The sequence below is a fragment of the Gemmatimonadaceae bacterium genome (assembly GCA_035606695.1).
In the GTDB taxonomy this organism is placed as follows: domain Bacteria; phylum Gemmatimonadota; class Gemmatimonadetes; order Gemmatimonadales; family Gemmatimonadaceae; genus JAQBQB01.
In genome coordinates this window covers 36,012-49,494 of the sequence record DATNEW010000022.1, presented here as the reverse complement: position 1 = coordinate 49,494, position 13,483 = coordinate 36,012, and the positions used below count along the sequence as shown (strand labels likewise).

The following is a 13,483-nucleotide window of genomic DNA, read 5'->3' as shown; positions in this document are numbered from 1 at the left end:
ACCTCCGTTCAGCGGAGAACGTCGGTTCCGAGATACGGCCGCAAGACGTCGGGAACGGTCACCGAACCATCAGCATTCTGATAATGCTCGAGAATGCACGCGACCGTGCGCGGGAACGCGAGTCCCGAGCCGTTGAGCGTATGCACGAAGCGTGGCTTCTCGCCCTTGGCGGGGCGATAGCGAATATTCGCCCGGCGCGCCTGATAGTCGGTGAAGTTGCTGCAGGACGACACCTCGAGCCACGCGCCGACGCCCGGCGCCCACGCCTCGAGATCGTACGTCATCGCCGAACTGAAGCCCGTGTCGCCGGCGGCAAGCAGCTTCCGCCGATACGGAATTCCGAGGCGTTCGAGGATCGACTCCGCGTGGCGCGTCAACGCTTCGTGCTGCTCGCCCGATGTCTCGGGCGTGACGTATCGCACCAGCTCCACCTTGTCGAATTCGTGCGTTCGCAAAATGCCGCGCGTATCCTTCCCCGCCGAACCGGCCTCGCGGCGAAAGCATTTGCTGTATGCGACGAACGCCATCGGCAACTGGTCCGCATCGAGAATCTCGTCGCGGTAAAGATTCGTCACCGGGACTTCGGCCGTCGGGATGAGGAACAGATCGTCGCCCTTCGTGGCGTAGGCATCGTCCTCGAACTTCGGCAGCTGGCCGGTGCCGGTCATCGTCGCGCGATTCACAAGGAGCGGCGGCCAGACTTCCTCGTAGCCGTGTTCCTCGCGATGCGTGTCCATGAAGTAGTTGACGAGTGCGCGAATGAGTCGTGCGCCGGACTTTCGATAGAACACGAAGCCCGAACCCGACACCTTCGCCGCGCGTTCGAGATCGATCATGCCGAGCCGCGCGCCAATCTCCCAGTGCGGCTTGACGCCCTCGGACGTTCGCGGCTCGCGCCACGTCTTGACGATGACGTTGTTCTCTTCGCCGCCCGCGGGGACGTTCGCGAGCGTGATGTTCGGAATCTCCAGCACCGTGCGCTGCAGTTCCGCTTCGACCTGGGCGAGCTCCGTCTCGAGCTTCGCGATCTCGTCGCCGAGCGATTTGCCGCGCGCGATCAGTTCGTCGGCGTCTTCCTTTGCCTTCTTGCGCTTGCCGACTTCCTGCGCGTTCGCGTTGCGCGCCGCCTTTCGTTCTTCGACCGCCTGGATGAGCGTCCGCCGCTCGCGTTCGGCGTCGACGCCGCGATCGACCACCGGCGCCAACGTGTCGAGCGCGCCGCGCCGCGCGAGCCCTTCGCGCAGCACGTCGACCTGCTCGCGAAGCACGCGGACGTCGTGCACGCGATCAGTCCTTGGGAATGCCGGTCGCGAACGACCGGAAGCCGCAGTTCGGATCCGTCGTGTACTTCACGGCGAGCTGGCGGGCAGCCTTGTCGACGGCCGTGATCACGATCTTGGCATAGATCGTCGTACCGGTGAGCGACACACCACAGGCGTTCGCGTCCGCGCTTTGCACGAGAATCACCTGATTCGGCTTGATCGTCATCGCGGTGTCGGCGCGATAGCCGTTCGCCGGCGCGCGCGTCAACTGGTCGAAGGAGTTCACGGTGTCCTTTTGCAGGGAGACCGTGTGCGTCGCCGCCAGGCCGCTCGCGACCGCGCGCTGCGGCAGCACAACGATGGTGCCGCTGGGATCGATGTCGAACGCAACGTCGAAGATGAAGTTGGCGTCGGCCGACGTCAGCGCGCCGCTGAACACGTGCAGGGCCGTCGGAGCGCCGGGAGGCGCGCCATTGAGCGCGAAGACGGTTCCCGTGTCGCTGATGGTGGGCAGCGAGGCGGGGACGCCCGTGAAGTTGCCGCACGCCGCAGCGGACAACGCGGCGACGGCACAAACAGCCGCCGCGCACGCGAAGATCGACAGCCGCGGACGAAGAGTTGGACGAGTCATGTTTGGGGAGCTCAAGGGCGAAGGATACGGAGCGGCGACGCATTCTTCAAGCGATTGTGATCGCTTGACTTCGACTATCTTCATCTCTAGCTTCGCCACGACTTTGCAAGTCTTTTGCGGGGGGAGTTGGGACCGGCACATGCCGAGCATTCGTGATCTGGTTGCCGCCATTCGGCAGCGTGAAGGTGTCGACGCCGCCATCGTGCTCGGACGCGATGGGCTGCTGATCGACAGTCAACTGGCACCGGGACTCGAGGCCGAAGATATCGCGGCCCGCATTCCCGCGATCATCGGCCCCGCGGACGACCTCGGTTCGGCCACCAACCGCGGCGAGCTGCTGACCGCGGTGCTGGAACACCGCAACGGGCTCGCCATCATCTCCGTTTTGTCCGCCGAAGCCATTCTCCTGGTGCTCGTCACGCCGCGCGCGAACATTGGCCAACTGCTCTTCGAGCTGCGCCGAAATCGCGAACACATCGCCGCTCTCGTTTGACGTCACGTGTCCAACCCCGACCCGAGCTGGCACGTTCTCGTCGCCGATGACGAGCCCCACATCGGCCGCATCATCAAAATGAAACTCGAGCAAGGCCCGTTTCGCGTCACGCTCGCCTATGACGGCCGCGAAGCGCTCCAGGTGCTCGAGCGTGAATCCGACATCCGCCTCGTTTTGCTCGATCTCATGATGCCGCACTTGAGCGGTCTCGACGTCCTCGCGGCCATGCGCAACGATGCGCGGTGGCGCGAGCTGCCCTGCATCATCCTCACCGCGGCCGGCCAGGAACAGCAGCATACCAGCGCCATGGGACTTGGCGCGAACGACTTCCTGACCAAGCCGTTCAGCCCCAAGAAGCTGTACGCGCGCGCGGCCGAGCTCGTCGGGCTTGGCCCCGACGAATCCGCGGCCGGCTCCGCATGACGGCGTCGACGCCATCGCCGACGACGCGCTGGGCCGTCGTTCTCGCCGGCGGAGTCGGCTCTCGCTTCTGGCCGCTGAGCACACCGTCACGTCCGAAGCAACTCCTGCCTCTCGTCACTGAAGATCCGCTGCTCGTTCAGTCGGTCGAGCGGCTCGGTCCGGTCGTGCCGCCTGAACGGGTGTTGATACTCACCAACGCCACGTTGGTGCCGACCATCGCGCAAATGTTGCCGAACATTCCGCGCGAGAACCTCATCGCCGAGCCGCGGGCCGGCGGAACGGGGGCGGCGCTCGCGTGGGGCGCCCAGGAGATCGCGCGCCGCGCCGGCCCGAATGCCGTCATGATCTCGATTCACGCCGACTCGGCCATCCGCGATGATCACCGCTTTCAACAGGCGCTTTCGCGCGCGGCGTACGTCGCCGAACAGCATCACGCGCTCGTGACCGTGGGCGTCGTTCCCGATCGGCCGGATCCCGGGCTCGGCCACATTCAACCTGGCGACGAGATCGACAGCAATGCGCGGCGCGTCGCGCGGTTCGTCGAGAAGCCGGACATGGCGCGCGCGATCGAGATGACCCGCGACGGATACTTGTGGAATTCAGGAATCTTTGCGTGGCGCGTCGGCGATTTCCTGGACGAAGTGCGGCGCCTGACGCCCGAGATCGCCCCGGCGCTGCATGCGCACGCCAACGACATTCGGCGCTTCTTCTCCGCCGTGACGCCGATCGCCGTCGACGTCGGCGTGCTCGAGCGCAGCGACCGCGTCGCGGTGGTGCCCGGCGATTTCGGCTGGGACGACGTTGGCACGTGGGCCGCGCTTCGCCGCGTCCGTCCTACGGACGCACACGGCAACGCCACGCAGGGCCATGTCCATTCTGTCGGGGCGGCGAACAACGTCGTTCACGCGCCCGGACAATCCGTGGTGCTGTACGGCGTATCGGATCTCGTCGTCGTCGTCGAGAACGGCATGGTGCTCGTGACGACCGCCGAGCGTTCGTTGAATCTCAAGCAGCTCATCGAAGCGCTGCCCCGCAGCGTGACGGAGCGCACGTGAGCACGGCTCGGCTCTACCTCTACGACGACGCGCACGCGCGCACGTTCGAGCCGTTTGCCTCGACGCGCCCGATCTCCGAGATGCGCGCGGGCACGGCGCTCATTCGCGAGCGATGGATGGCGGCGCTCGGCCTTCAGGGCGACGCATTCTTCATCGCGGGCGATCGCCACGCCGACTTCGACGAACCTGGAACGCGCCCCGCGGACACGACGATTCCCGCCGGCGCGATCGTTGTTAACAGCCGCTTCGTACCGGCAGTGCCACGCGATCCGACGAAGGTTGGTCGCATGAACGCGTCGTCGAGCCTGTGGCGCAACGGCACGGAGCTCGTTGCGGTGCGCCTCAAGGATCCCGTCGGCGTGTGGCAGTTCGCCGATGGCACGCTGCCCCTCGACGAAGTGCAGGTCGGCACCGGGTCGATCGGCAACGTCGACGGCCGCTGGTTGTGGGACGTCTGGGATTTCGTCCGCCTGCTGCCCGACCAGCTCTCGGCAGACATTCGCCAGGTGGCGTCGCGGCCGTGGCTCGAGCAGCCGCCGCTTCCGACGCATGTGACGGTGCTGGGCGCCGAACCCATCATCGTGCTCGAGAACGTGGTGATCGAGCCATACGTCGTGCTCGATGCGACCGCGGGCCCGATTCTCATTCAGCCCGGTGCGCACATTCGTTCGTTCACGCGCATCACCGGCCCATGTTACATCGGACGCGACGTTCAAGTCATGGGCGGGGACATTAGCGTTTGCTCAATCGGCGACGTCTGCAAGGTCCGCGGTGAGCTCAGCAATACGGTCTTTCTCGGCTACTCGAACAAGGGGCACGACGGATTCGTCGGCCACTCGTACCTTGGCCGCTGGGTGAATCTGGGCGCGAGCACCGTGACGAGCAATCTGAAGAACACGTACGGTACCGTGGCGTTGTGGACGCCCAGCGGCGTTCGGGATACGGGAATGCAGTTTCTGGGGACGTTGTTCGGCGATCATGTGAAAACCGGGATCGGACTGACGCTGACGACGGGCTGCGTGCTCGGCGCGGCGGCCAACGTGTTCGATCAGATGCCGCCGAAGGTCGTCGCGCCGTTTTCGTGGGGCGGCAAACCTCCCTACGAGACGTATCGCGCCGATAAATTCGTCGAGACCGCGGCGCGCATGATGGCGCGCCGCCATGTCGAGCTGAGCGACCGGGCCCGTCGCCATCTCATGAGTGTGCACGCGGGGCGGTGGACCGTGGAGACGGACGAGTCGTGAAGCTTTGGATGCTCGGAAGCGGCAGCAGCGGCAATGCGATTCTCGTCGAATGCGACGGGAGCCGTATTCTGATCGACTGCGGCTTCGGCACGCGGACGCTGGCCGGCCGGCTGGCGACGATCGGCATTGCTCCCGAGTCGATCGAGGGCTGCCTGATCACGCACGAGCATTCGGATCACGTGAAGGGCGCCGGCGCCGCCGCGAAGAAATGGGGTTGGGGCGTGTTCGCGACGCCGGGCACGGCCAAGGCGCCGGAGTTGGCGGAGGCGCCGGTGCATCTGTTCGAGCCGGGAATGACGATCGAGTTCGAGCGCATGACCGTGACGAGCACCGCGACCCCGCATGACGCGAATCAGTCGGTGGGGTTCGTGGTCGAGAGCCACTCGACGGGCGCGCGGGCCGGCCTGTTCTACGACATGGGGCACGTGTCGCGCGCCGTCGCGGACGCTTGTGAGCGTCTTGATATACTAGTTCTCGAATCGAACCACGACGACGACATGCTGCGGAACGGGCCCTATCCGCGGTGGCTGCAGCAGCGGATCGCGTGCAAGACGGGGCACTTGTCGAATCGCGACGCCGGGGTGTTCGCGCGCGACGCGGTGACGCGGGAGATGCAGCACCTCGTGCTGGCGCACCTGAGCGAGAACTGCAATTCGCCCAACATCGCGCTCACGAACATGCGCGGCGCGCTCGTGCGGACGCGATTCAGGGGCACGGTCACCGCCGCGAAACAGGACGCCGTCGTCGGACCGTTCACGCCAGGCGATGCGCGCGCCGAAGCGCCGGTCCAGTACGCCTTGTTTTAGCGCGCGGACCAGCGCCCACGCGCCACGCGGGTGAGCGAATCCGCCAGCGTCGGATTGCCGAGCCGGGCATAACCGCGCGCGGCGCCGAGCATCGCCGGACCAACATACGCAATGTCATATGACGACGGATCCGGAAACGTCGAATACCACGCGACCGCATCCAAGGGCCGGCCAAGGCGCTCGAGCGCCTGCGCGCGCAAATAGCGCCGGCGAGCCTTCGGGTAGGCGGTGAAGTCGCCGATCGACGCGTCGAGTTGCGTACCGGGCTCGCCGATCAACGCGAGCGCACGCGCGGCGTCGCCGCGGTCGAACGCCCAGATCGCGCGCACGGTCGACGCCAGCTCGCGGGCATTGTCTCGCTCGATCGAATCGGACTTCGGCGGCGTCTCCAGCTGCTCCGCATCGCGTTCCGCCGCCGCGGTGTCGCCCAATTGCGCACGGAGCAGCGCCGTGAGGTAGAGACGCCGCGCGGTGCGGATTTCGTTCGATCGCATTCCGGCTTCACCGCGCAGGAGCGGCACGTATTGTTGCTGTCGGGGCGCGTGATCGATCGCCGCCAGGGCCACTCGCGCCAACGCGGTATCGGCGGTCATCCACGGGAGCGTCGCGACCGCGCCGAGCTGCTCCGCCCCCGGCGCCGGTAGGTCGACGCCGAGTGAATCGAGCCACGCGCGCGCCGCGCTGACGCGGCCACGGGCAATCTCGAGATGCGCGAGCACGACATATCCAAGCGCGCGCGTCTCGATCCGATTGGACGCGCTGGTCAACGCGTGCGCGAGCGAGCGGGTCAACGCCGAATCGACGGGCGCGATCAGCCGCGCGAGTTCAACGACCGCGGACGCGCCGGTGGCGATCGTTTCGCCGAGCAGTTGCACGCGGCCGGCCGCGTTGTCGTGAAGCACGGCCCGGAACGCGTGAAGCTCGAGCCGCTCGGTCGTGGAGAGCGCGCGGGAGTCGGCGAGCAGCGCCAATGAATCGAAGGCCGCCGTCTGACCGGAGCGCCCCGTCAATCGCGCGAGGTGAACGATCGCCGCGCCGTTCGTGGGCTGAAGCCGCAACGCCTGCCGAAACGCGTCAGCCGCGCTCGCGGAGGGAACGCCGAACGCCGACCCCCAATGGAAGCGCAGCTCGCCCAATTGCATCCACGAGCGTGCGTCGTCCGGGTAGCGTTTGAGCGCGGCCGCGTACAGGTCCGCGGCATCGCCGATGCGCGCATCGAGAAACGCGCGCCACGCGGGAAGTGACGCGCGTTCCATCGCCGGAAGCTGATCGAGCATTCCGGCGGCGCGGCGCGCATAGACGAGCGCCGAATCCGTCCGGCCCGCCCATTGCGCGGCGATGCTCATTCCGTAGTACGCACGCGCGAAGTCCGGCTCGTCCGCGGAGACGCGGCGATACGTCTCGAGCGCCGCCGCATACTCGCCGGCCGCCTCCAACTGTTCGGCGCGCGCAAACTCGGCGCGTGCCGACGGCGTGCGCGGCTCGAGCTCCGGTTGCGCGCGGCGCACGCGCATCCAGAACGGCGTCATCGCCGCGGCGACGACGACGATCGCCGCGACGCCGGCCAACGTCCGCACGTTGCGTGGTCGGCGGCGTGGCAACGGCTCGGCCGACCTCACGGTCGACGAGACGGCCGCGGGTCCGAGCGTCGCGGGTTCGGGCGCCGCGGATCCGGCCGCGTCGCGCGATCGGAGCTGCGCCGCAAGAGTCGTCGTCTCCGGCGACGGATGCACCTCGAGCTCGCGCTCGAGCCGCGCCGCCCATCGATCGAATGCCGCGACCGCCATGGCGCGATCGCCGCGAGATGCCAATAGCGCCATCTCGCCGCGAATCGCCGTCTCGTCATATGGCATCAACTCCGCGGCTCGCCGTACCAAGGCGATCGCTTCCTGCGTGTGTCCGTCTCGTTCTCGCGCTCGCGCGCGCGTCATCGCGGCGTCGAAGAGACGCTGCGTCAGCGAAGCGCGGCGTGCGTCCAGCCACTCGTCGAACGCCGGCAGCTCGGCGATCGACAAACCCTCGAGCAACGTGCCGCGGTAGAGCGCGAGCGCATCCTCGACGCGCCCTTCCGCCAGTGCGCGCTCGAGCTCGAGCGCATCGCACCGAACGCGATCTTCATTGAGGCCGACGCTCTCGTCGCCACGACCAACGATGACGTCATTGCCGAGCGCGGCACGGAGCGCATGAAGGGCGCTCCGCAGCGAGAGACGGGCTCGGGCTTCGTCCGATTCCGGCCAGAACAACGGCAGAAGCGCCGCGCGCTGCTGGAAGCCGGTCGGTTCCTTGAGCGCCAGATAGGCGAGCAAGGCCAATCGCTTCGGCTGGACGAGGATCGTGCGAATCTCTTCGCCGTCGTCGGCGCGAAGCGAGAGCGTGCCGAGCGTTCGAAGCTCAATCATCGGGTGCGGCGGGAGCTGCGGAACCGGTTAACGGCCGTGATAACGCTCGGCCAACGGGTAGCCAACGGTCTTGCGGTAATGTCGGCGTGCCACGGATGCCCCGCAAGCGCGGCGGCGCCACGCCTTCATTACACGGAGATCTCGAATGCGCTACACCCGACCCACGGCGCTCGCCCTCGCACTGTTCGCCGTTGCGTGTACGGACCTCAACGCCCCCACTCGGACGGGGATGCACCCCGCCGCGCGCCGCGACGCCGCCGCGTCGCCGTGCACCGTGACCACACTCGCCGCGGCCGGCGCCGGATCTCTCAGCGAGTTGGTGGCCGACGCGGCGTGCCCCACGATCAGCTTCGACCCAAGCATCCTTCCCGGGCAGATCGATCAGGGAGGCACGCTCGCCATTACTCGGTCGGTGACGATCAACGGACCCGGGAGCGCCAAGCTTGCGCTCAGCGCGAATCACGAAGGCAGCGTCGTCGTTGTCAGGAACGGCACCGTGAACATCACCGGGCTCACGATTCGCGACGGTGCCGGGTCGGATCACTTCGCGGGTGGGATTGACGTCTTCCCTCCCGCGTCCCTGTCGCTGGGCGACGTCGTGCTCGCGAACAATGAAGGCGTGCTCGGCCCCGGCGGTTTGATGAGCCACCCGGGAACGAGCGTGACGATCTCCGGCTCGACGATTCGCGACAACACGGGCGATCATGGCGCCGGCGGCTTGTGGCTCGAGGGCGACGCCGACATCGAGCGAAGCGTGATCGCGTTCAATCACGTGGGATTCGACGAAACGCCGGGCGGGCTCCTGGCCACCGGGACCGTCACGCTGCAAAACGTGACGATCAGCGGCAACGACGGCCGGGCGGCGGTCTCGGTGGCTGGCGGGGTTTCACACTTCTCTTATGTCACGGTCACGAGCAACGCCGGCGAAGGCGTCAGCGTCGGCGACGCCGCGACGCTCAACCTCGAGGAGTCGATCGTCGCGGGGAACGCCGGGACGGATTGCCTGGTCGCCGGCAGCCCGCTCGGGCATCAGCAGTTTTCCGTCATCGGCGGCACGGGCTGCGGCTTGCCCGATGCGGGCGGTAATCGGATCGGCGTCGATCCCAAGCTCGGGCCGCTGGCCGATAACGGCGGCAACACGCTGACGCACGTGCCGCAGCCCGGCAGCCCGGCGATCGACATCATGCCGGCGGGAGAGCTGGAAGGCTGCGGCGCGTCGCGCGATCAACGCGGGTTCGGCCGGCCGCACGGTGACGCCTGCGACGCGGGCGCGGCCGAAATACCGGGCACGTTCCAAACGATGACGACCGTGACAGCGGTGCCGGCATCGAGCACCGGCGTCGGTGCGACGGTGACGTTCACCGCGACGGTGTCCCTGCCAGACGGATCGGGCAGCAACACGATCTTCGGCGGGACGATGACGATCGTCGCCGACGGAAGCTGCGCCGCGCCGGGCGCCACGCTCGGCTCGGCGGCGATCGCCGCCGCCCCCGTGTCCGTCACGACGCAGACGTTGGCCGCCGGACATCATACGATTCTCGCCTGTTACACCGGGCCGGATCTCTCGCGTTCGGCCAGCGCCGCGCTGTTCCCCGCCGCGAGCAGCGGCACGATGGGTTACGACATCATCGCGGATGGCACACCGCCCGTCATCACGCCCACGCTCACGGGCACGCTCGGCACGAACGGGTGGTACACGAGCGACGTGAGCGTCGCATGGAACGTGTCGGACGCGGAATCCGCGATCACCTCGCGGACCGGATGTGGCGCGTCGAGCGTCACGGCGGACACGCCGGGACAGATCATCAGCTGTACGGCCACGTCGGCCGGCGGCACGGGCTCGAGCTCCGTCACGATCAAGCGTGATGCGTCGCCACCGGTGATCGCCTTCGATGGTCCGACGAGCTACACCGTCGATCAGGACATCGCGATTGTATGTACCGCGAGCGACGCAACCTCGGGCATCGCGACGCAGGCCTGTCCGTCGGCGACCGGTCCCGCATTCGCGGCCGGCGTCGGGTCGCATACGCTCCAGGCCGCGGCGACGAACAACGCCGGCCTGCCGGCCACCGCCGCGGTCACATACACGGTGACCGTGACGCCGGCGGGCGTCACGGCACTCGTGGCACGCCTGGTCACCGAATCCGGTATTGCCAATTCATTAATTGCTAAATTGCAACACGGCCAGTACCAGGCGTTCGTCGCCGAAGTGCGGGCGCAATCCGGCAAGAAGATCCCGGCGAACGTCGCGGCGATGCTGATCGAGCTTGCGGGGCGGCTGTAGCCGGGTGTGGCCGGCGACGGCCGGTGCCATCAGTTGTAAGCGCGGCGCGCTCGCTGAACGGCCTCGCGCTCTACGACGGCACGTCGATGTCGTTCCGCGATTCGATCGCCGCCGGCGTATTGGGCGCGACCGGCTCGGGTATTTCGTCGCGGTGAGGAGCCGCCGCCGGGCGCGCCGCTCGCTCGATCGTGGCGATGGACGCGCGGTACGCGCGTTCTTCGACGACGTGTCGCCCGGATTCTTCGATGCGTTGCGCATCCCGATTCTGTTGGGGCGCGCCATCGAGGTGCGCGACGACGATCGCTCAGAACCCGTCGTGGTCGTGACCAAGCGTCTCGCCGACGCGCTCTGGCCGCGGGAGAATCCGATCGGCCGCTATCTCGTGCGTCCGCGATCGACGGGCGCGCCGCGGCCGCCGATGCGAGTCGTCGGCGTCGGCGGCGATCTGCGCTTCGCGGGCATGCGCGCGGGTCCCGGGCCGACCATGTTCATTCCAGTATTCCAGAACTTTGATCTCGGCCGCTTGACGCTTGTCGTGCGGGGGCGGAACGGCCTGCCGATGCGCGACAGCGCGCTCGTCCGCGTGCTCGAGCCGATCGCGCCCGCGGCGAGCGTGCGCGGCATCGAGCCGCTCCGCGCCACCTGGTCTGGCTCGTGCTCGGCGACGGGGTGACGCTGACGGCGATTGGCGTGGCGGCCGGCGGCGTGGCGTCGCTTCTCGCGATCCGGATGCTGCGATCGATGTTCAGCGGGTTGGGAGCGGTGGAGTTGGTGCCCTGTTCGGCCGCCGCCGCGCTGGTCGCGGCCGTTGCGATCGTCGCGAGCGGTGTCCCGGCGTGGCGAACCACGCGCCTGGATGCCGCCCGCACCCTGCGCGCGGATTGAGGCAGGACACACTCAGCGAAATCCCGCCGCGCGCAACGCTCCAGCTCCGCCGACGATCGGAATGGTGAACGACGAGTGCGCCAGATCGAGTGTCAGCTCCGTGCCCGCCTTGGGCCATAGCGTGAACTCGCGGTCGCTCGACATGATCATGACCGCGAGCTGTTTGCCGCGTGGAACGATCTCGTCGTCCGGCTGGAGGTCGAACGTCAGATCGTAGAACTTGCCGGGCGTGAGCGGCTCACCCGGAACCTTCGACCCGTAGTTGCCGCCCTTCGTTAGAGATTTGTAATTGCGGATGTCTGCCCAGCCGCGCGTGATCAAGCCTCTCGCGCTCTCCGATCCCACGCGGCTCGAGTCGTAGGGCAGCATCACGAGCCACACGCTGAGATTCGCCGCCGGCGCGCTCGATGCGATCCGCAGCGTGACGCGCGGCGTGCCCGAGATGTGCACGGTGTCGGTCAGCGCGGGCGTCGCATACAGCAGGCGGTGCGACGACTCGTTCGCACTTGCGTCGGCGGCGCCGCTGAACGCGACATCGTCGACGAGCGATTCGGTTCCGGTTGCCGCCGCGCGCGTCGTCAACGCGCCGATCGCGCGACCACCCGCGGCCGGGTGCAGCACCAGCGGCACCGAGCCCGGGACCGGGAACGACGCGAATGGCAGCGGCGGCGGTGGCGGTGGAGGCGGCGGTCCCGCCTGGCGACCGCGCCCTCTGGGCCGCACGGCAGTCGACGTATCGATCCAGATCGGCGCGTCGTGCTCGACGCCGTTCTTCACGCCGTAGAGATAGTGGCTGAACCAGCGATTCAGCATGTCCGCCGGCGGATTGCCGCCATGCCCGCCTTGATGCAGGAACATGGAGACCGGGAGTTTGCGCGCCTTCATCTCGTTGTAGATGCGCACGCTGTGCTCGGGCACGACGTTGTAGTCGTTCAATCCGTGCGCGAGCAGCACCGCCGCCTTGATGTTTTTCACGAACGGCAAGAGATCGCGGACCGCCCAAAAATCGTTGTAGTCGCCGGTGGCCCGATCTTGGCCGTGCGAGCCCGCGAAGATGCCGTTCTTGTAGAGTCGATCGCAGTTCGCGCGATTCGTCGAGTCGCCGCTGGCGATGAAGTCGTAGAGCACATCGACATCTTCGCCGAGATAACCGCCCGGCGAACGCACGAGACCATTCGAGCGATAGTAGTGGTAGTACGACGTGTTGGGCGACACGGGGACGACGACCTCGAGCCCCGGCACCGCTGTCGTCGCGGCGGCCAACGGCAGCGTTCCTTCGTACGACGTGCCGATCATGCCGACTTTGCCGGTCGACCACGACGTGGCTTTGACTTCGTCGTTGCCGGTCTCGGTCGTGTAGCCCTTCGCGCGGCCGTTGAGCCAATCGACGACGAACTTCATCGGCATACGCTCGGGGATCTCGCCGACGGTGGGACATCCCTGCGAGCGCCCGGTGCCCGGCTGCTCGGAGTGGACGACCGCGAAGCCGCGCGGCACCCACTCATTCACGAGGGCATTCGAGATTCGTGATCGATCGGCGCGGTAGGGCGGGTTCGCCATGGGCTCGCGCGGCGTCGGTTGCTGATCGAGCTCCTGATGGACGTCCCAGTTCACCTGCCCGCGCGCCGTGCCGGCGTAGTACGGACTCGCGCCGTACAGCACGGCGACCTTGAGCCCGTCGGTCTCAGTCTGTCGCGGCCGCGTGACGTCGACGTGGATGCGATCGGGCTTGCCGTCGTGGTCGGAGTCGAAATTCGTTTCGACCCACAGTTCCTGGCGGATCCATTGCGTGGAGTCGGCGAACGCGGGGACGATCTGGGCCATGCCGTTGGTGAAGACGGGCGTGGCGTTGGGCGCGGACTGCGCGGCGGCGAGCGACGGCGGCGCCAGCACAATGAGCCACGTGCGGCGGGCGAGACGATATGAGAGCATGCGGGAATATGAGACAAGACAAAACGGGCCGCCAATCGGCGGCCCGTTTCGCAGTTCGAGTCTCGGATC

Annotated in this window: 13 protein-coding genes; 9 read left to right on the top strand and 4 right to left on the bottom strand. The window is 67.5% G+C overall.

The features are described from left to right. Positions 1-8 precede the first annotated feature (8 nt). Together serS and VN706_09615 are read right to left on the bottom strand one after the other, a co-directional pair. Positions 9-1,283, bottom strand: coding sequence for a serine--tRNA ligase (gene serS, locus VN706_09620; protein HXT15877.1), 1,275 nt, complete (start codon positions 1,281-1,283; stop codon positions 9-11). 4 nt (positions 1,284-1,287) lie between these two features. Beyond that, positions 1,288-1,893 carry a hypothetical protein gene (locus tag VN706_09615; protein ID HXT15876.1) on the bottom strand — a complete coding sequence of 202 codons (606 nt, stop codon included), beginning with the start codon at positions 1,891-1,893 and terminating at the stop codon, positions 1,288-1,290. Positions 1,894-2,032: 139 nt separating this feature from the next. Here VN706_09615 and VN706_09610 point away from each other — a divergent pair, with 139 nt between their 5' ends. Genes VN706_09610 through VN706_09590 form a run of 5 tightly spaced genes read left to right on the top strand, consistent with a single transcriptional unit; the run spans position 2,033 to position 5,914 of the window. After that, positions 2,033-2,386 (top strand): roadblock/LC7 domain-containing protein, encoded by a 354-nt coding sequence (locus VN706_09610; GenBank protein HXT15875.1) that lies wholly within the window; start codon positions 2,033-2,035, stop codon positions 2,384-2,386. A gap of 6 nt (positions 2,387-2,392) precedes the next feature. Then, complete coding sequence (locus VN706_09605; protein HXT15874.1) at positions 2,393-2,809, top strand: response regulator; 417 nt, start codon at positions 2,393-2,395, stop codon at positions 2,807-2,809. Continuing rightward, a complete protein-coding gene (locus tag VN706_09600) occupies positions 2,806-3,864 on the top strand; it encodes a sugar phosphate nucleotidyltransferase (GenBank protein ID HXT15873.1) in 1,059 nt (352 codons plus the stop codon). Before VN706_09605 ends, VN706_09600 begins: the two co-directional genes overlap by 4 nt. Continuing rightward, positions 3,861-5,108: a putative sugar nucleotidyl transferase gene (locus VN706_09595; protein ID HXT15872.1), complete on the top strand. Its 1,248-nt coding sequence runs from the start codon at positions 3,861-3,863 to the stop codon at positions 5,106-5,108. Before VN706_09600 ends, VN706_09595 begins: the two co-directional genes overlap by 4 nt. Further along, positions 5,105-5,914, top strand: coding sequence for an MBL fold metallo-hydrolase (locus tag VN706_09590; protein HXT15871.1), 810 nt, complete (start codon positions 5,105-5,107; stop codon positions 5,912-5,914). Before VN706_09595 ends, VN706_09590 begins: the two co-directional genes overlap by 4 nt. Here the strand turns inward: VN706_09590 and VN706_09585 are convergent. Beyond that, the gene (locus VN706_09585) at positions 5,911-8,313 is read right to left on the bottom strand and encodes a BTAD domain-containing putative transcriptional regulator (GenBank protein HXT15870.1); all 2,403 of its coding nucleotides are present in this window, start codon (positions 8,311-8,313) and stop codon (positions 5,911-5,913) included. The genes VN706_09590 and VN706_09585 overlap by 4 nt on opposite strands. A 145-nt stretch (positions 8,314-8,458) precedes the next feature. Between VN706_09585 and VN706_09580 the strand changes: the two genes are divergently transcribed. The 4 genes from VN706_09580 to VN706_09565 are packed head-to-tail and all read left to right on the top strand — an operon-like array spanning position 8,459 to position 11,482. Beyond that, positions 8,459-10,597, top strand: coding sequence for a right-handed parallel beta-helix repeat-containing protein (locus tag VN706_09580; protein HXT15869.1), 2,139 nt, complete (start codon positions 8,459-8,461; stop codon positions 10,595-10,597). A gap of 23 nt (positions 10,598-10,620) precedes the next feature. Next, positions 10,621-10,752: a hypothetical protein gene (locus VN706_09575; GenBank protein HXT15868.1), complete on the top strand. Its 132-nt coding sequence runs from the start codon at positions 10,621-10,623 to the stop codon at positions 10,750-10,752. Beyond that, positions 10,749-11,270 carry an ABC transporter permease gene (locus VN706_09570; GenBank protein HXT15867.1) on the top strand — a complete coding sequence of 174 codons (522 nt, stop codon included), beginning with the start codon at positions 10,749-10,751 and terminating at the stop codon, positions 11,268-11,270. The genes VN706_09575 and VN706_09570 overlap by 4 nt, the downstream gene beginning before the upstream one ends. Beyond that, positions 11,267-11,482: a hypothetical protein gene (locus VN706_09565; GenBank protein HXT15866.1), complete on the top strand. Its 216-nt coding sequence runs from the start codon at positions 11,267-11,269 to the stop codon at positions 11,480-11,482. Before VN706_09570 ends, VN706_09565 begins: the two co-directional genes overlap by 4 nt. A 12-nt stretch (positions 11,483-11,494) precedes the next feature. On the opposite strand, the gene VN706_09560 is transcribed toward VN706_09565, so the two are convergent. Beyond that, a complete protein-coding gene (locus VN706_09560) occupies positions 11,495-13,414 on the bottom strand; it encodes a Xaa-Pro dipeptidyl-peptidase (protein HXT15865.1) in 1,920 nt (639 codons plus the stop codon). Positions 13,415-13,483: the final 69 nt, after the last annotated feature.

What these genes read in the sequence shown, in the direction of transcription:
- VN706_09615 (HXT15876.1), bottom strand. Translation starts at nt 1,893, where the DNA reads ATGACTCGTCCAACTCTTCGTCCGCGGCTGTCGATCTTCGCGTGCGCG.
- VN706_09610 (HXT15875.1), top strand. Translation starts at nt 2,033, where the DNA reads ATGCCGAGCATTCGTGATCTGGTTGCCGCCATTCGGCAGCGTGAAGGT.
- VN706_09600 (HXT15873.1), top strand. Translation starts at nt 2,806, where the DNA reads ATGACGGCGTCGACGCCATCGCCGACGACGCGCTGGGCCGTCGTTCTC.
- VN706_09585 (HXT15870.1), bottom strand. Translation starts at nt 8,313, where the DNA reads ATGATTGAGCTTCGAACGCTCGGCACGCTCTCGCTTCGCGCCGACGAC.
- VN706_09580 (HXT15869.1), top strand. Translation starts at nt 8,459, where the DNA reads ATGCGCTACACCCGACCCACGGCGCTCGCCCTCGCACTGTTCGCCGTT.
- VN706_09560 (HXT15865.1), bottom strand. Translation starts at nt 13,414, where the DNA reads ATGCTCTCATATCGTCTCGCCCGCCGCACGTGGCTCATTGTGCTGGCG.